Raw genomic sequence first — 17,263 nt, 5'->3', positions numbered from 1 at the left:
TGATGATTAGCGTACATCCATGTTATTAAATTGTATAAAAGTTGTTTATTTTCCCGGTAGGTAACGATTAAACAGGCTAATTATTTTGTCGCTAAGTGGTGTCATCAGACACCACGGCAGGCCAATCAGCACCACAGAAAGAGAGCCAACAGCAATATCGGTAAACCAGTGGGCGCCAATCATCACGCGTGGGAATGCGAAAACCACAAAAATAATCAGGGCAATGGCGAACGCTTTTTTACCGAAATAACGCAGCATGATAGAAGAAAAAATAAGCAACATCATGCCATGATCGCCCGGGAAACTGTCTTTGGAGGCATCCTTGGTCGGGAAATCCAGTAATTCACTGACCCGATGAATGCCGCTAAAAAAGAGTGTCGGGCTTTCGCGTTTAACGGGAATAAGCAATTGCGCGAGCTGATTAATAGCCACCGCAAACAGCAACATAGTCAGGCCAATAATGACGATCCGGCGACGTCCGGCGCTGTCTTCACGCAACCAGAACGACAGCATCAGGCAACCCATGGCAATGAGCGAGCAGGCGTCAAAGGCGCGGTTGTTGGTCAGCGCGACCAGCCACAGGAAGGCACGGTTCTCAACGAGGCCGTTATTGAAGAAGTGGAAAATTGCTGCGTCCAGCGGAAACCAGAATCCATGATTAACCGGTAAATACCAGGACAGGAACAGCGCAAAACCAGCGACATTAAGCAAAAAAATAAGCGGTAAACGAGTCTTCATCTTTATCCATTTTTGAACAATACGGGCAAAACAGTAGTGTCCTTAACTTAAACGAAGCTTCAACAAACTGGCCTGCAAGGCATTCCAGTCCGCTTCGGAGGCGGTAATTAATTCAATACGGCTGTCCGGTGGCGCGACATTTTGCGTCTCAATATGCAGATCCAGCCCCTGGCGATTAATACGCACCAGCCCTTCGGGAATACGCATTACACCCTTGACGCGTTCGACTGGCGCAAGGCGCGCCCACTCAAGTAAACCAATGGTGTCAAACTGCGTATCTGCGTCAAAAATCCAACCGCACGCATGATGACCCTGGCCACTATTCAGGCTGCGTCGCCAGCGTTGATGTTCAGGCAAGCTTAGCGCCGCCAGTCCTTTTCGTTCGCCGGTGTGGTGATGATGTTCGGCACTGGTGGGAAGTGCGCGCAGATTGCGGCGTGGGTTATCCAGCAGCGACACGGGAATATTTCCCTGTGTGGCGTTGATACGCAGACGGTCGCCGCCATGTTGCTGCCACCATACTTCCAGTGCCTGTTGGCTCTCGACGCTGGCGCGGTCTTCTTTATTAGCGACAATGATGTCAGCCGCCGCAAGCTGGTCGCGGAAGTTTTCATTACCCGTCACTTTTTCGTCCAGCAACTGACGTGGGTCGATAAGGCACAAGGTCGCGCGCAAATCGATCCAGGGTTCATAGACCGGGGCAGTGAGCATATCGAGAATCTGTTTTGGATGGCCCAGGCCGGTAGGCTCAATCAGTAAACGATCGGGTTTACCCTGACGTAATAGCGTATTAAGGCCAACCTGCATTGGCAGGCCGTTCACGCAGCACATGCATCCGCCGGGGATCTCTTTTAATAAGGCCCCGCTGTCCGCCAGTAACGCGCCATCGATGCCCACTTCGCCAAATTCATTGACCAGAACGGCCCATTTTTCGTTGGGGTCTTTATTTGCCAGCATATGGAGAATGGACGTCGTCTTCCCGCTGCCAAGAAAGCCAGTAATCAGATTTGTTTTCGTCACGTTTACTCCAGCATTACGCACAATAATAAGTGCGACAATCCTGGCGAAAATTGGCAAAAAAGAGAAGGGCAGGAGCGGAGAAAGCACTTTCCGCCCCTTTTAATGGCAGAAAATGTTAAATCTGCAGGGCGTTACGCACCGCCTGGTGCGCCCCTTGCGTGCGCAACTGTTGCCATGCACTGTCGATGGCATTCACAAAACGCGGGTCGGTGGGTAAATCTGTACCGAAGATTTCACTGAGCGCCAGCAACGCCCCAACGCGCTCCCTTTCACTGCTGGTCTCGACGATAGCCCGTAACTTATCGACCAGAGGATCGCGCACATCAATGGCCTCGCCTGCGTCATCCGTTCCGCTGACATAGCGCATCCAGCCTGCCACGCCGAGTGCCAGCAACGGCCAGTGGCTTTCACGCTGTAAATGTACGCGAACGCTATCCAGCATACGCTGCGGCAGTTTCTGGCTACCGTCCATCGCTATCTGCCAGGTGCGATGTTTAAGCGCCGGGTTAGAAAAACGGGCAATCAGATTGTCTGCATATGCGTTGAGGTCCACGCCGGTAATAGCAAGCGTAGGGGCCTGTTCACCTAGCATCAACTGATGTGCGGCACGGCGAAAAACCTCATCCTGCATACAATCGCTGATATGGGCAAACCCGGCCAGATACCCCAGGTACGCGAGGAACGAATGGCTACCGTTCAGCATACGCAGCTTCATCTGTTCCCACGGGCGAACGTCTTGTACGAGTTGCACCCCTGCCACTTCCCATTGCGGACGACCGGCAACAAAGTTGTCTTCAATGACCCACTGAATATAAGGCTCGCAACTGATGGCACAGGGATCGGCAACCCCCAATTCAGCGGCAATTTCCGCCAGGGATTCGTCAGTAGCGGCCGGCACGATACGGTCCACCATGGTTGAGGGGAAACTGACATGCGTATCAATCCACTGCGCCAGCTCGGAGGAACGGGTTTGTGCCATACCCAGTACCGCGTTTTTCACGATGTGACCATTATCCGGAATATTGTCGCAAGACAGCACCGTAAAGGCGGGCAGGCCGCGCTCACGTCGACGGGCGAGCGCTTCAACCAGAATGCCTGGTGCGGAATGCGGTTCGCCAGGCTCCTGCAGATCATGGGCAATGCGCGGTTGAGTGAGGTCCAGTTTGCCGGTTGCCGGGTCGATGCAATAGCCTTTCTCGGTGATGGTCAGGGAAACAATGGCTACCTGCGGTTCGCAAAATTTTTCAATAATGGCCGCCAGTGAGTCCAGTTTGGCATTCAGACATTCGTTAACCGCGCCAACAACGTAGGCTTTATTCCCTTCAGCCCCTTTCTCCAGCACGGTGTACAGATGATCCTGCGCGCGCAACTGCGCCATAAGCTGGTCGCCGCTGAACAGGCTAATCTCGCATATGCCCCAGTCGCCCCCCAGCGCGTTCAGCACACGGTCAGTCAATAGTGCCTGATGCGCGCGGTGAAAGGCGCCAAAACCGAAGTGAACAATGCGCGAACGCAATGAACGGCGATCATATTGAGGTAACTGCACCGTTTCTGGCAGCGTTACGGAGGCAATTGTTTGCATTGAAATACACCTGTTTAACCATTAATTAACAATATGCAGTGTAAAGTTATATGACAGCAAATTGAATTGGTGTGCCTGAAATATCCGGGTAATGTGAGCTGGATCAATCATTCTTGCGGCGGCGTTTGACCCTCTCCGTTAAACATGTATGGTAGTCGTCATGGGCTTTGCGGTATTGGTATAACAACTTTGAGGATGAGGCGATGGAACAAACCTGGCGTTGGTACGGACCGAACGATCCGGTTTCATTAGATGATGTGCGTCAGGCTGGCGCAACAGGTGTTGTGACGGCACTGCACCATATTCCCAACGGTCAGGTCTGGCCGGTAGAAGAAATCAAACAGCGTCAGGCATTGCTGGCTGAAAAAGGGCTGACCTGGTCGGTGGTGGAAAGTATTCCTGTGCATGAAGATATCAAAACGCACAGTGGACAGTATGACACCTGGATTGCTAACTATCAGCAAAGCATCCGCAACCTGGCAGCCTGTGGCATCGATACCGTGTGCTACAACTTTATGCCGATCCTCGACTGGACGCGTACCGATCTGGAATACGAACTGCCGGACGGCTCTAAAGCGCTGCGTTTTGATCAGATTGCTTTTGCTGCGTTTGAACTTTATATCCTCAAACGCGACGGTGCGCAGGCTGATTACACCGAAGAAGAACAGCAGCAGGCGCAGGCCTATTTTGAAGCGATGAGCGCAGCGGAAATTGAAAAACTGACGCGCAATATTATTGCTGGTCTGCCGGGTGCGGAAGAGGGGTACACGCTGGATCAGTTCCGTGCCCGTCTGGCGGAATACGATGGCATCAACAAAGATCAGTTGCGCGAAAATATGGCTTATTTCCTGCGCGCGATTGTTGCCGTGGCTGAAGAAGTCGGCGTGCGTCTGGCGGTACACCCGGACGATCCGCCGCGTCCCATCCTTGGCCTGCCGCGTATTGTCTCGACCATTGAGGACATGCACTGGCTGAAAAACGCGGTCGACAGCATCAATAACGGTTTCACCATGTGCACGGGTTCCTATGGTGTACGCGCCGATAACGATCTGGTGAACATGATTGAGACGTTCGGCGACCGTATTCACTTCACGCACCTGCGTTCTACCTGCCGTGAAGATAACCCGAAAACGTTCCATGAAGCTGCGCACCTGCAGGGCGATGTGGATATGGTTTCGGTTGTGGCGGCGATCCTGAGTGAAGAGCAACGCCGCAAGAAAGCCGGCGACCTGCGCCCGATTCCGTTCCGTCCGGATCACGGTCATCAGATGCTCGATGACCTGCGTAAGAAAACCAACCCAGGCTATTCGGCGATTGGTCGTCTGAAAGGGATGGCGGAAGTGCGCGGCGTGGAACTGGCGCTTAAGAAAACGCTGTTCCGCGACCTGTTGTAATCCGTTAGCTTCGCTCAGAAATAAAAAAAGGACAGTTTTCACTGTCCTTTTTTACTTTTACAGGCTGGCTTAGTCCGCACGGCCCATATAACGGCTTTCTTCAATATGAATGCGGATTTTCTCGCCGGTGGTCAGGTATTCCGGAACCTGAATCACCAGACCCGTGCTCATGGTTGCCGGTTTGGTACGTGAACTGGCTGACGCGCCTTTGATGCCCGGTGCGGTTTCAACAATTTCCAGATCAACGGTCTGCGGCAATTCCAGCGCCAGCAGTTGGCCATCCCAGGTCAGCACCTGCATATCCGGCATCCCGCCTTCCGGGATAAACAGCAGTTCTTCTTCGATCTGCTCTTTTGTGAAGGTGTACGGCGTGTAATCTTCTTTATCCATAAACACGTATTCGTTGCCATCAACATACGAGAAGTCAACGAAACGGCGGGTCAGAGTCACGGTATCAACGATATCGTCACCTTTAAAACGTTCTTCGACTTTCAGGCCGGTGCGCACATCGGAGAAACGCATTTTATAGAGGGTTGCGGCGCCGCGGGCGCTCGGTGACTGAATATCAATATTCTTTACAATCAGCAGCTTGCCGTTGTAGTTCAGCACCATACCTTTCTTGATTTCGTTCGCTCTTGGCATCAGTGGGATCCTGTAAATTAAAAATAACGAAAATATCGCGACAAAGTACCCGCGAGGGCCTTTACAGGCAAGTGGAATCGCTGAGTTTTGCGTTTGGCGGGGAAAACAGGTAGTTTGGCGGCCAGCCCAACAGAGAGTCGTGATTATGGAATGCCGTACGGATTGCGGAGCGTGCTGTATCGCCCCTTCGATTTCAAGTCCTATCCCCGGTATGCCACAGGGCAAGCCGGCCAACACGCGTTGTGTCCAACTGGCGGATGACAACACGTGTAAAATTTTCGGCTCCCCGCTACGTCCAGCGGTCTGCGCCAGCCTGCAACCGAGCGCTGGCATGTGTTTCAGCAATCGGGAGGCGGCCATGACTTTCCTGATTAATCTGGAAGCCGCGACCGCACCTTAAGGCGACTCCGCGCTGTGCTGATATTTCGCTTCATGCTCTATTAACCATTTCTTGCGCGCAATACCGCCGCCGTAGCCTGTCATTGCATCGTCCTTGCCAGGGATCCGGTGGCAGGGGATGACAATCGCAATACGATAATGAACAGACTGTGTTGTTCATCAGCAAGGCGCTGGCGAATGGCGTTCAGTAGTGATGCAAATTCAGCAGAATCCTCAACATCCGCTTTCCTTGCTGAACACGGCTGTCTTCCAGGTTAATGCCTGCGACACCGAGTTCAGCCAGCGTGAGCAGGTTGTCGATAATCTGCCCATGACTTTCACCATAGCCATACTCCATATCAACGGTCAGCGGCAGAGGGCAGCAAGCCCGTAAACGGACGATCAGGTGGTGGAATACTGCAAAGGTGATGCCGTCGCCATCGTCATAGTCTTACATCGCGGCAATGGCGGCACTGGAGATGCCCATTACCTGATAACCCGAGGCCTGTGCGGCTCTGGCGCTGGAGACATCCCAGACATTTGCTATCAGTAACGGGCCGTCTTGTCGGTGTAAAAGGGCAAAATTCATCATCACAATCCTCTGTTGAATGGCCGCTTATCGGTACCGATAAGGCGTGACGGGCAACAACCGAAAAACGGACAGGTATTTTTCCCCTCTCTTTTTTGCTCACAAAAACGGAACAACATTTCAACGATACTGCTGTGCTGATGGGGGCTGAATGTGACCTAAAAAGACGGTCAGCTTTGTTCAGCAAAAATGGGATGCCAGGGAGTGAAATGTGCAGTAGATCGTAATTTTGCAATCAAAAACGAGACTTTTCTTGATTGCTGAAGCGGAAAAGTCAAGACTTCTCGAAACGTTTCAGCGTCATCTTGTTTTCAACACATTTCAGGGTGGCGCATTATTTCTCAAGTTAGCTGAAACGATTCAGTTCAGCAGGAGAGGATTTACATGTTCCAGTTATCCGTTCAGGACATCCATCCGGGCCAGCAGGCCGGGACGAAAGAAGAGGCGATTCGTCAGATTGCTGCCGCACTGGCAGAAGCAGGCAACGTCGCCGGTGGTTATGTTGATGGCATGCTGGCGCGTGAGCAGCAGACGTCAACGTTCCTTGGCAACGGGATCGCCATTCCTCACGGGACGACTGATACCCGCGACCAGGTGTTGAAAACCGGTGTCAAAGTGTTCCAGTTTCCGCAAGGCATTCTCTGGGGGGAAGGCCAGGTCGCCTATGTGGCTATCGGTATTGCCGCCAGTTCTGATGAACACCTGGGCCTGCTGCGTCAGCTAACCCACGTCCTGAGCGATGATTCCGTTGCTGCACAACTGCAATCGGCGACCACAGCAGAAGAACTGCGTGCGTTGCTGATGGGTGAACAGCAAGTGGCGTCGCTGAAACTGGATAACGATACCCTGAGCCTTGACGTTGTCGCCAGCGACCTCGTGACGCTGCAGGCGCTGAACGCTGCGCGGCTGAAAGAAGCGGGCGCGGTTGATGCTGTCTATGTGGCACGCGCGATTAACGAACAACCGCTGAATCTTGGTCAGGGGATCTGGCTGAACGACAGCGCACAGGGCAACCTGGCGAGCGCGGTGGCTGTCAGCCGTGCTGCAAAAGCATTTGATGTGAATGGTGAAAGCGTTGCGCTGCTGGTCAGCGTAGCAATGGCTGATGACCAGCCGGTTGCCGTGCTCAAACGTCTGAGCAATCTGCTGCTCGACAATAAAGCTGACCGTCTTCTGAGCGCAGATGCCGCTACCCTGCTGGCACTGTTGACCAGCGATGACGCTATTGCTGACAACCTGCTGACCGCCGAGTTTGTTGTACGCAACGAACATGGCCTTCATGCCCGTCCGGGCACCATGCTGGTCAATACCATCAAACAATTTAATAGCGAAGTGACTGTCGCTAACCTCGACGGTACCGGTAAATCCGCCAATGGTCGTAGCCTGATGAAAGTGGTCGCGCTGGGCGTGAAGAAAGGTCACCGTCTGCGCTTCACCGCACAGGGCGATGATGCTGAACAGGCGCTGAAAGCGATTGGCGAAGCCATCGCTGCCGGTCTGGGGGAGGGCGCATAATGAGCAGACGTGTCGCTACTATTACCCTTAACCCTGCCTATGATCTGGTCGGGTATACCCCGGAAATTGAACGCGGTGAAGTGAACCTGGTTCGCACTACCGGCCTGCATGCTGCAGGTAAAGGTATCAACGTGGCGAAAGTGCTGAAAGATCTGGGCATCGACGTGACCGTCGGCGGCTTCCTGGGTAAAGACAACCAGGACGGTTTCCAGCAATTGTTCAGCGAACTGGGTATTGCTAACCGCTTCCAGATTGTTCAGGGCCGTACCCGTATCAACGTGAAGTTGACGGAAAAAGACAGCGAAGTCACTGACTTCAACTTCTCCGGCTTCGAAGTGACGCCGGCAGACTGGGAACGTTTTGTTGCAGACTCTCTGACCTGGCTGGGTCAGTTCGACATGGTGTGTGTCAGCGGCAGCTTGCCATCGGGTGTGAGCCCGGAAGCCTTTACCGACTGGATGACGCGCCTGCGCAGCCAGTGCCCATGCATCATTTTCGACAGCAGCCGCGATGCGCTGGTTGCTGGTCTGAAAGCTGCGCCGTGGCTGGTTAAACCTAACCGTCGCGAACTCGAAATTTGGGCTGGTCGCAAATTACCGGAATTGAAAGATGTGATCGACGCGGCGCATGCGCTTCGTGAACAAGGAATTGCCCATGTGGTTATTTCACTGGGCGCGGAAGGGGCGTTGTGGGTTAACGCTTCGGGCGAATGGATCGCCAAACCGCCGTCAATGGAGGTGGTAAGCACCGTTGGCGCAGGGGATTCAATGGTTGGCGGTCTGATTTATGGCCTGTTAATGCGAGAGTCCAGTGAACATACGTTGCGCCTGGCCACTGCCGTGGCAGCACTGGCCGTTAGCCAGAGCAATGTAGGTATTACCGATCGTACCCAGTTAGCCGCGATGATGGCGCGTGTTGACTTAAAACCCTTTAACTAACAGCAGGAGAGCATAATGAAAACGCTGCTGATAATTGATTCTGAACTCGGTCAAGCTCGCGCATATATGGCGAAAAGCCTGTTAGGCGCAGCGGCACAAAAAGCGAATTTGCAGTTTATCGACAACCCCGGTGAAGCTGAACTGGCGATCGTTCTGGGCTCCCGCGTGCCGGCTGACAGCGCGCTGAGCGGCAAGAAAGTCTGGTTGGGCGACATCAATCGCGCTGTGGCTCATCCGGAACTGTTTTTAAGTGAAGCAAAGAACCACGCTTCTCCGTACACGGCTCCGGCGGCGACACCGGTGACGTCCAACAGTGGTCCGAAACGTATCGTGGCTATCACCGCCTGCCCGACGGGTGTTGCGCACACCTTTATGGCGGCAGAGGCCATTGAAACCGAAGCGAAAAAACGCGGCTGGTGGGTGAAAGTGGAAACACGCGGCTCTGTTGGCGCGGGTAACGCCATCACGCCGGAAGAAGTGGCACAAGCCGATCTGGTGATCGTCGCCGCTGACATCGAAGTGGATCTGGCGAAATTCGCTGGCAAACCGATGTATCGCACGACTACAGGCCTGGCACTGAAGAAAACGGCGCAGGAATTAGACAAAGCGCAAGCCGAAGCGAAAACGTATCAGCCGAGCGGCGGTACGCAATCTGCGAGCAGTGAAGGTAAAAAAGAGAGTGCGGGCGCCTATCGCCACCTGCTGACCGGTGTTTCTTACATGCTGCCGATGGTTGTTGCCGGTGGTCTGTGTATCGCCCTGTCCTTTGCCTTCGGTATTACCGCATTTAAAACGCCGGATACGCTGGCTGCCGCGCTGATGCAAATCGGTGGTGGGTCTGCGTTTGCTCTGATGGTGCCGGTGCTGGCCGGTTACATTGCCTTCTCCATCGCTGACCGTCCGGGTCTGACGCCGGGTCTTATTGGCGGTATGCTGGCAGTAAGTACCGGCTCTGGCTTTATCGGCGGTATTATTGCCGGTTTCCTTGCGGGTTATCTGGCGAAAGCCATCAGTAAAGGCGTTAAGTTGCCGCCAAGCATGGAAGCGCTGAAACCGATCCTGATCATTCCGCTGTTCTCAAGCCTGATTGTTGGTCTGGCGATGATCTACCTTATCGGTAAACCGGTTGCGGGTATCCTTGCAGGTCTGACGTCATGGCTGCAATCCATGGGTACGGCGAATGCTGTCCTGCTGGGTGCAATCCTCGGTGGCATGATGTGTACCGACATGGGTGGTCCGGTGAACAAAGCGGCCTACGCCTTTGGTGTTGGTCTGTTGAGTACGCAGACTTACGCACCGATGGCCGCCATCATGGCTGCCGGTATGGTGCCGCCGCTGGCGATGGGTCTGGCGACCATTGTTGCCCGTAAGAAATTCGATAAAGGGCAGCAGGAAGGGGGCAAAGCGGCGCTGGTTCTGGGCCTGTGCTTTATCTCCGAAGGTGCGATTCCGTTCGCGGCACGTGACCCGATGCGTGTTCTGCCATGCTGTATCGCCGGTGGCGCGCTGACGGGGGCTATCTCCATGGCGATTGGCGCGAAACTGATGGCACCGCACGGTGGCCTGTTCGTTCTGCTGATTCCAGGTGCAATCACCCCGGTTGTGGGTTATCTGCTCTCTATCGTGGCAGGTACCCTGCTGGCAGGTCTGGTCTATGCGTTCCTGAAACGTCCGGAAACCGAAGCTGTTGCCAAAGCCGCATAATATGATTGACTGAGTCATAAAGGGGCCGGGAAACCGGCCCTTTTTTTATTCCCCGCCTTCTGTGCCCCGCATCTCATTTCTGTAACGTGTTTTAATCTCAATCCTTATAAATTTGTGATGACCTTCATATCTATTCACCTTCGCTCGTGGGGGCGTATTTACTTTACGCAAATTCGGCTTACGATAAACACATGTTCAAAAATAAACATGTGCTCTAATAAGGTTTCGCAACCAGACGATAAACGAATTGTTGTCTCGACGATCTCATTAATATGGCATTTCTTGCCAGAGGGCGTTTTATGCGTAAAAAGGATTATATAATCACTATTGGTTCTGCAAATATGGACGTGGCGGGCTATTCACATGGTGTATTGAATTACGCGGATTCCAACCCGGGGAAAATAAAATTCACGCCGGGCGGTGTGGGGCGTAATATTTCACAGAATCTGGCGTTGCTGGGAACTGAGTCATGGCTACTCACCGTGGTGGGCGATGATTTTTATGGCCAGTCTCTCTTAAATCAAACCAGTCAGTCCGGTGTCCGAATAGAAAAGTGTCTTATTGTTGCAGGTGAAAATACATCGAGTTATTTATCGCTCCTGGATAATACCGGCGAAATGCTGGTAGCCATTAACGATATGAATATTACCGATCATTTGTCTGCGGATTTCCTGGCAAAACATATCGATTTTATTCGCGACGCCAGCGTAATTGTTGCCGACTGCAATATCAGTGAAGACGCGCTCGCCTGGCTGCTGACACATGCGGGAGATACGCCTGTTTTCATCGACCCGGTATCCGCCTGGAAATGCGTCAAAATACGCGACTGGCTGGGACAGATTCATACGCTGAAACCCAACCGCCTTGAGGCCGAAACGCTCAGTGGCATTACGCTTTCCGGGCGCGACGATGTAGGAAAGGTTGCCGAATGGTTTCATGCTCGCGGTCTGCGACGGCTGGTACTGAGCATGGGCGGCGACGGCGTTTATTACAGCGAGCGCGATGGCGTAAGTGGGTGGTCACCTCCGATTAAAACCCAGGTCGTTAATGTCACCGGGGCGGGTGACGCCATGATGGCGGGTCTGGCGGCCTGTTGGGTAGAAGGTTTTTCATTTATCGATTCGGTCCGTTTTGCGCAAGGGTGTTCGTCTATGGCTCTGGCGTCCGAATATACCAATAATCCTGACTTATCTTTTTCAAAAGTCACATCGCTAGTGGAGAAACAAGATGTCTGAATTAACGATTTCCCCTGAATTACTGCATATCTCTGCGGAAGTAAAAGAAGCGCTCGAAAATAATAAACCGGTTGTAGCGCTGGAATCGACAATTATTTCTCACGGTATGCCGTTCCCGCAAAATGCGCAAACGGCAATTGAAGTCGAAGAGACTATTCGCAAGCACGGTGCGGTGCCGGCAACTATCGCCATTATTAAAGGCGTCATGAAAGTTGGTCTGACGAAAGAGGAAATTGAATTATTAGGCCGTGAAGGGCACAGCGTCGCAAAAGTCAGTCGCCGGGATTTACCTTTTGTGGTCGCCGCTGGATTAAATGGCGCAACCACGGTGGCATCCACCATGATTATTGCCGCGCTGGCCGGTATTAAAGTTTTTGCGACCGGGGGCATTGGCGGCGTTCACCGTGGTGCCGAACATACCTTCGATATTTCCGCGGATTTGCAGGAGCTGGCGCACACTAATGTCACGGTCGTTTGCGCAGGGGCGAAATCTATTCTCGACCTCGGCCTGACCACCGAATATCTCGAAACCTTCGGTGTACCGTTAATTGGTTATCAGACCAAATCATTGCCGGCGTTTTTCTGCCGTACCAGCCCGTTTGAGGTCAGCATTCGTCTGGACAGCGCTAAAGAGATCGCGCGTGCCATGGCGGTGAAGTGGCAAACCGGCCTTAACGGTGGCCTGGTGGTAGCTAACCCGATTCCTGAACAGTTTGCGATGGCGGAAGAGAAAATCAACGCCGCTATTGATCGGGCGGTGAAAGAGGCCGAAGAGCAGGGCGTGGTCGGTAAAGAGAGCACGCCGTTCCTGCTGGCTCGTGTAGCCGAGCTAACCGGCGGCGATAGCCTGAAATCAAACATTCAGCTTGTGTTCAACAACGCCGTGCTGGCATGTGAAATCGCAAAAGAGTACCAACGTCTCGCATAAACCGGGCGCGGGCAGTGAGCGGTCGCCCGCAGGGATATCAGACATACCAAAACCTGGCGTTTACGCCGGGTTTCCTGGCATGAAGGGAAAATCATTATGGATATAATGAGAAGTTTTCTGGGTATGGTGGTATTACTGGCCATCGCTTTTCTGCTGTCAGTAAATAAAAAACGCATTAGTTTACGCACGGTTGGCGCGGCGCTGCTGCTGCAAATCGCTATCGGCGGGATCATGCTCTATTTCCCGCCGGGCAAATGGCTGGTTGAGCAGGCGGCGCTGGGCGTACATAAAGTGATGTCCTACAGCGACGCGGGCAGTGCCTTTATTTTCGGGTCGCTGGTCGGGCCGAAAATGGATGTGCTGTTTGACGGCGCCGGGTTTATTTTTGCCTTCCGCGTGCTGCCTGCGATCATCTTCGTTACCGCCTTAATCAGCCTGCTTTACTATATTGGCGTGATGGGGCTGTTGATCCGCATTCTGGGTGGGATTTTCCAGAAAGCGCTTAAGATCAGCAAAATCGAATCCTTTGTCGCCGTGACCACGATTTTCCTCGGGCAGAATGAAATCCCGGCTATCGTGAAGCCGTTTATTCATAAGCTCAATCGCAACGAACTGTTTACCGCTATCTGTAGCGGGATGGCGTCAATTGCCGGGTCGATGATGATCGGCTACGCAGGAATGGGGGTGCCGATTGATTACCTGCTGGCCGCGTCACTCATGGCAATTCCGGGCGGTATCCTGTTTGCCCGTATGCTGAGCCCGGCCACCGAAGACTCACAGGTCACGTTTGAAAATCTTTCGTTTACCGAAACACCGCCAAAAAGCATTATCGAAGCGGCGGCAAGCGGCGCGATGACCGGGCTAAAAATTGCCGCCGGTGTGGCGACGGTGGTGATGGCATTTGTGGCGATCATCGCGCTGTTGAACGGCATTATTGGCGGTGTGGGCGGCTGGTTCGGTTTCGGCAACGCGACGCTTGAAGGGATCTTTGGTTATGCGCTGGCACCGCTGGCGTGGATCATGGGCGTGGACTGGCACGATGCGACCCTGGCTGGCAGCCTGATCGGGCAGAAACTGGCGATCAATGAGTTCGTTGCCTATCTCAATTTCTCCCCTTATCTGCAAGCGGGCGGCACGCTGGATGTCAAAACCATCGCCATTATTTCGTTTGCGCTGTGTGGGTTTGCCAACTTCGGTTCCATTGGCGTGGTGGTTGGCGCGTTTTCCGCGATTGCTCCCCAACGCGCGCCGGAAATCGCCCAGCTTGGGATGCGGGCGCTGGCGGCGGCAACGCTCTCTAACCTGATGAGTGCCACCATCGCCGGGTTCTTTATCGGTCTTGCCTGAGTCAACGGCACGCCAGTGTCACTGGCGTGCATTCTTACGCTTCAGCTTTGCTTGTATTGAGTAACGCCATCGCATTTTCTGCTGAGAGGGCAGGGTTGTTGATGCTCACGCTGGCGCGGGAAATCGCCGCACAGGCCATGGCAAAATGGGCGCTCTCCGTAAAATCTCCCCCTTCCAGGAAGCTATATAACAGCCCCGCCATAAATCCGTCATCGGCCCCGAAGCGGTCGGTGAAGGTGTGATCCGGCGAGGTCAGCAGAAGTTGCTCGCCATCACGTTTAGAGCAGAACACGGAATCATCGTCCAGATACACGAAGATGCGTTGCACCCCTTGTTCATGGAGTGAATTCACCGCCGTAATTTTGTCTGCTTCACGACGAATCGGCTGACCCCATAAGATTTGCAGCTCTTGTAACGTGGGTTTCAGCGTGTGAATGCGTGACAGCCAGGGGCGAATCTTATCGGCTTTGAACTCGGAAACCGTATCGACGAAGACCGGAATATTCCCCGCCATGGTGAAGACCCACTGCAATGCCTCTTCGGTCAGGTTGCAATCGGCGAGCACCACACCCGCATGCATCACCAGATCGCGTGAGGCGTTGAGCAACTGCGGTGTCAATTGCTGCAGAATATGGGTATCGTTGATGGCCAGTACTGTCTCTTCCTGCTGATTGGCAACCGACAGATAGGTAGAGGTGTTGTGCCCGTGCAGACGAATACAGCTTTGCACGTTCACCCCGGCCTGCCGGGTCTGTTCCAGTAACGTTTCGCCGTAAAAATCATCCCCCACGGCAGAGATAAGGTGCACATCGCGGCCCAGCAGGGCGAGGTTATGGGCAACATTACGCCCTACGCCGCCTGCGGAGCACTGGATGTTACCGGGGTTGGAGGCGGACTGCGGGTAATGGATATCCGCCACGCCGCGAATATCCATATTAATGGCGCCAAACACGACGCAGTAATCCTGCTCGGTCAGAATGTAGCCTTTGCCTTTAATAAGCCCTTTACGCATCAAATCCATAATATGGGCGGCGACGCGTGAACGGCTGATTTGTAAAATATCGCCTATCTCATTTTGCTGAATAAGTGGGTTGCTGCGCAGGATTTGTAATATCTGTTTTTCCCTGTCGTTCATTTACGCCACGGCCTCTTCATTTTGTTGGGCTTTCAGCCAGGCAATCTCTTCTGCCCAGATGTCCGGGTTGATGGTTTCCAGAATCATCGGAATACCGTCGAAGCGATCGTCTTGCATGATCCAGCGGAAGGCATCATGACCAATATTGCCTTCGCCCAGGCTGTGATGGCGGTCGACACGGCTGCCGAATGCGCTTTTGGCATCGTTGAGGTGCATACCGCGCAGGTAGTTGAACCCCACTACGCGTTCAAATTCGGCGAACACTTTCGCGGTGCTTTCAGTGGTGCGCAGGTCGTACCCGGCGGCAAATGCATGGCAGGTATCGATACACACGCCGACGCGGGATTTGTCTTCGACACCATCGATAATGGCGGCCAGATGCTCAAAGCGAAAGCCGAGGTTGCTGCCCTGGCCTGCGGTGTTTTCGATAACCGCCGTGACGCCTTTGGTTTGTGCGAGCACAATGTTAATGGATTCGGCAATGCGCGCCAGGCACTTATCTTCATCGATTTGCATCAGATGGCTTCCGGGGTGGAAGTTCAGCAGCGTCAGCCCAAGTTGTTCGCAGCGTTGCACTTCATCGAGAAAGGCATCGCGGGATTTCTCCAGCGCCTCTTCAACCGGGTGACCCAGATTAATCAGATAACTGTCGTGGGGCAGAATTTGTCCCGGCTGATAGTGGTATTTTTCGCAGGCGGCTTTGAATTCATCAATCGTCTCGCTGGTGAGCGGCGCGGCACGCCATTGACGCTGATTTTTTGTGAACAGGGCAAACGCAGTGGCTTCGATTTCTGCTGCGCGAATGGCGGCATTGGCCAGACCGCCGGCGGCGCTGACATGCGCTCCGATGTATTTCATGTAAAGACTCCTGTTAAACCCGCAATACGCGTCATCCTTCACGCTGCATCGTTGTTGGCTTCATTCACTCACCCCGCGCCGGGGATGCTTTCATTTGCCGCCTTGATGCAACGCGAAGGATGTTGCGTAATTAAAGAAATATTTTCCAATAATAGCGGGTTAACAGGGAACAGACGTAAGGTTTTATGCCATCACATGGTGCACCAGCAGGTTAATTGCACCGCCACCGACAATCAGCCAGACAAACAGCGCCAGCGCCATCAGTAGCGGCTTCGCTCCTGCCTTTTTCAGTGCGCTGATATGGGTGGTTAATCCCAGTGCGGCCATCGCCATCGCCAGCAAAACGGTATCAACGGTAATCAGGACATCAACCACACCTTTTGGCAGCAGATGGAACGAGTTAAATACGGCCACCAGGATAAACAACACCGCAAACCACGGAATGGTAATCTTGCTTTTTTCGCCGTCTGCCGCCGGGGAGAGTTGTTTAACCCGCGAAGCAAGCAGGATCAGGAACGGTGCCAGCATCATCACGCGCAGCATTTTGGCAATGACCGCCGCATTCTCGGCATCCGGGCTGACGGCATGGCCTGCGGCCACCACCTGCGCCACTTCATGCATGGTTGAACCCATATAAATGCCGTACGCTTCCGGGGTGAACCAGTGCGCCAGCAGCGGATACATGGCCGGGTAGATAAAAATGGCCAGCGTTCCGTAAATCACCACGGTGGCGACGGCAACGGCGACTTTGCTGGACTCCGTTTTGACCACCGGTTCGGTTGCCAGCACGGCGGCAGCGCCGCAAATACTGCTGCCTGCACCAATCAGCCAACTGGTTTTTCTGTCCAGCCCAAAGACCTTTTGACCGAGTAAACAGGCCAGCATAAAGGTGCTGGAGAGCATCAACACATCGATAGCGATGCCGCTGACGCCTACCTCAGCAATTTGCGAAAATGTCAGGCGCAAGCCATAAAGAATAATACCGAGTCGCAACAAATACTGTTTTGACCATAATACGCCCGCATCACAGTGAGCGTGGATGCGCGGGTAAAGTGTGTTGCCTGCGACAATACCAAATAAGATAGCCAGCGTTAGCGCGCTAAAGCCTGCACCCGCGACCGAAGGAATATTACCCAGCCACAATGCCAGCCCGGCAATGACCGCACTGAGTAACAAACCCGGTGCGAACAACGCGACGTAGTTCTTGCGTGGAACATGATGTGTGATTTCAGTCATAACCTTCTCCTTTCTCCGGGTAAA

General features: G+C 53.5%; 15 protein-coding genes and 2 pseudogenes. 8 read left to right on the top strand and 9 right to left on the bottom strand.

Annotated elements, in window-relative coordinates:
- Positions 1 to 45: 45 nt before the first annotated feature.
- The 3 genes from ABIB59_RS03420 to ABIB59_RS03410 form a co-directional block, all read right to left on the bottom strand.
- A complete protein-coding gene (locus ABIB59_RS03420; protein ID WP_039079950.1) occupies positions 46 to 738 on the bottom strand; it encodes a phosphatase PAP2 family protein in 693 nt (230 codons plus the stop codon).
- 42 nt (positions 739 to 780) lie between these two features.
- Positions 781 to 1,758, bottom strand: a complete 978-nt coding sequence (locus ABIB59_RS03415; protein ID WP_108702303.1) for a CobW family GTP-binding protein — start codon at positions 1,756 to 1,758, stop codon at positions 781 to 783.
- 115 nt (positions 1,759 to 1,873) lie between these two features.
- Positions 1,874 to 3,340, bottom strand: coding sequence for a mannitol dehydrogenase family protein (locus ABIB59_RS03410; protein WP_125124173.1), 1,467 nt, complete (start codon positions 3,338 to 3,340; stop codon positions 1,874 to 1,876).
- 203 nt (positions 3,341 to 3,543) lie between these two features.
- Between ABIB59_RS03410 and uxuA the strand changes: the two genes are divergently transcribed.
- The gene (uxuA, locus tag ABIB59_RS03405) at positions 3,544 to 4,734 is read left to right on the top strand and encodes a mannonate dehydratase (protein ID WP_039079952.1); all 1,191 of its coding nucleotides are present in this window, start codon (positions 3,544 to 3,546) and stop codon (positions 4,732 to 4,734) included.
- Between the two features lie 69 nt (positions 4,735 to 4,803).
- Here the strand turns inward: uxuA and yeiP are convergent, their stop codons facing one another.
- Complete coding sequence (gene yeiP, locus ABIB59_RS03400; RefSeq protein ID WP_039079953.1) at positions 4,804 to 5,376, bottom strand: elongation factor P-like protein YeiP; 573 nt, start codon at positions 5,374 to 5,376, stop codon at positions 4,804 to 4,806.
- A 145-nt stretch (positions 5,377 to 5,521) separates the two neighbouring features.
- Here yeiP and ABIB59_RS03395 point away from each other — a divergent pair, with 145 nt between their 5' ends.
- Positions 5,522 to 5,776: a YkgJ family cysteine cluster protein gene (locus ABIB59_RS03395; RefSeq protein WP_354034012.1), complete on the top strand. Its 255-nt coding sequence runs from the start codon at positions 5,522 to 5,524 to the stop codon at positions 5,774 to 5,776.
- On the opposite strand, the pseudogene ABIB59_RS03390 reads toward ABIB59_RS03395, so the two are convergent.
- Both ABIB59_RS03390 and ABIB59_RS03385 read right to left on the bottom strand, forming a co-directional pair.
- Positions 5,773 to 5,910 (bottom strand): annotated as a pseudogene (locus ABIB59_RS03390) (MGMT family protein); the annotation flags it as partial. The gene ABIB59_RS03395 and the pseudogene ABIB59_RS03390 overlap by 4 nt on opposite strands.
- Positions 5,911 to 5,959: 49 nt before the next feature.
- Positions 5,960 to 6,343: pseudogene (locus ABIB59_RS03385) on the bottom strand (isocitrate lyase/phosphoenolpyruvate mutase family protein).
- A gap of 384 nt (positions 6,344 to 6,727) precedes the next feature.
- Between ABIB59_RS03385 and fruB the strand changes: the two are divergent.
- The 6 genes from fruB to ABIB59_RS03355 all read left to right on the top strand — a co-directional run bounded on the left by fruB (position 6,728) and on the right by ABIB59_RS03355 (position 14,010).
- On the top strand, positions 6,728 to 7,858 hold the full coding sequence (gene fruB, locus ABIB59_RS03380; protein ID WP_039079955.1) for a fused PTS fructose transporter subunit IIA/HPr protein: 1,131 nt from the start codon (positions 6,728 to 6,730) through the stop codon (positions 7,856 to 7,858).
- Positions 7,858 to 8,796 carry a 1-phosphofructokinase gene (fruK, locus tag ABIB59_RS03375; protein WP_039079956.1) on the top strand — a complete coding sequence of 313 codons (939 nt, stop codon included), beginning with the start codon at positions 7,858 to 7,860 and terminating at the stop codon, positions 8,794 to 8,796. The genes fruB and fruK overlap by 1 nt, the downstream gene beginning before the upstream one ends.
- 15 nt (positions 8,797 to 8,811) lie before the next feature.
- Positions 8,812 to 10,500, top strand: coding sequence for a PTS fructose transporter subunit IIBC (gene fruA, locus ABIB59_RS03370; RefSeq protein WP_317077044.1), 1,689 nt, complete (start codon positions 8,812 to 8,814; stop codon positions 10,498 to 10,500).
- Between the two features lie 299 nt (positions 10,501 to 10,799).
- On the top strand, positions 10,800 to 11,735 hold the full coding sequence (locus tag ABIB59_RS03365) for a pseudouridine kinase (protein WP_039079958.1): 936 nt from the start codon (positions 10,800 to 10,802) through the stop codon (positions 11,733 to 11,735).
- Entirely contained in the window at positions 11,728 to 12,663 is a 936-nt protein-coding gene (locus tag ABIB59_RS03360) for a pseudouridine-5'-phosphate glycosidase (protein WP_039079959.1), read from the top strand. Before ABIB59_RS03365 ends, ABIB59_RS03360 begins: the two co-directional genes overlap by 8 nt.
- Positions 12,664 to 12,759: 96 nt before the next feature.
- A complete protein-coding gene (locus tag ABIB59_RS03355) occupies positions 12,760 to 14,010 on the top strand; it encodes a NupC/NupG family nucleoside CNT transporter (RefSeq protein ID WP_039079960.1) in 1,251 nt (416 codons plus the stop codon).
- A gap of 34 nt (positions 14,011 to 14,044) precedes the next feature.
- On the opposite strand, the gene ABIB59_RS03350 is transcribed toward ABIB59_RS03355, so the two are convergent.
- From ABIB59_RS03350 to ABIB59_RS03340, 3 genes are all read right to left on the bottom strand, one after another.
- Complete coding sequence (locus ABIB59_RS03350; RefSeq protein ID WP_103245453.1) at positions 14,045 to 15,145, bottom strand: sugar kinase; 1,101 nt, start codon at positions 15,143 to 15,145, stop codon at positions 14,045 to 14,047.
- Positions 15,146 to 16,003, bottom strand: a complete 858-nt coding sequence (nfo, locus tag ABIB59_RS03345; protein ID WP_079496282.1) for a deoxyribonuclease IV — start codon at positions 16,001 to 16,003, stop codon at positions 15,146 to 15,148.
- A gap of 183 nt (positions 16,004 to 16,186) precedes the next feature.
- Entirely contained in the window at positions 16,187 to 17,239 is a 1,053-nt protein-coding gene (locus ABIB59_RS03340; protein WP_354034008.1) for a YeiH family protein, read from the bottom strand.
- Positions 17,240 to 17,263 lie beyond the last annotated feature (24 nt).

This window comes from Citrobacter sp. UYEF32 (genome assembly GCF_040546205.1).
GTDB classification, from domain to species: domain Bacteria; phylum Pseudomonadota; class Gammaproteobacteria; order Enterobacterales; family Enterobacteriaceae; genus Phytobacter; species Phytobacter diazotrophicus.
The sequence above is the reverse complement of the archived record's forward strand: the minus strand, read 5'-3'. Positions and strand labels throughout refer to the sequence as shown.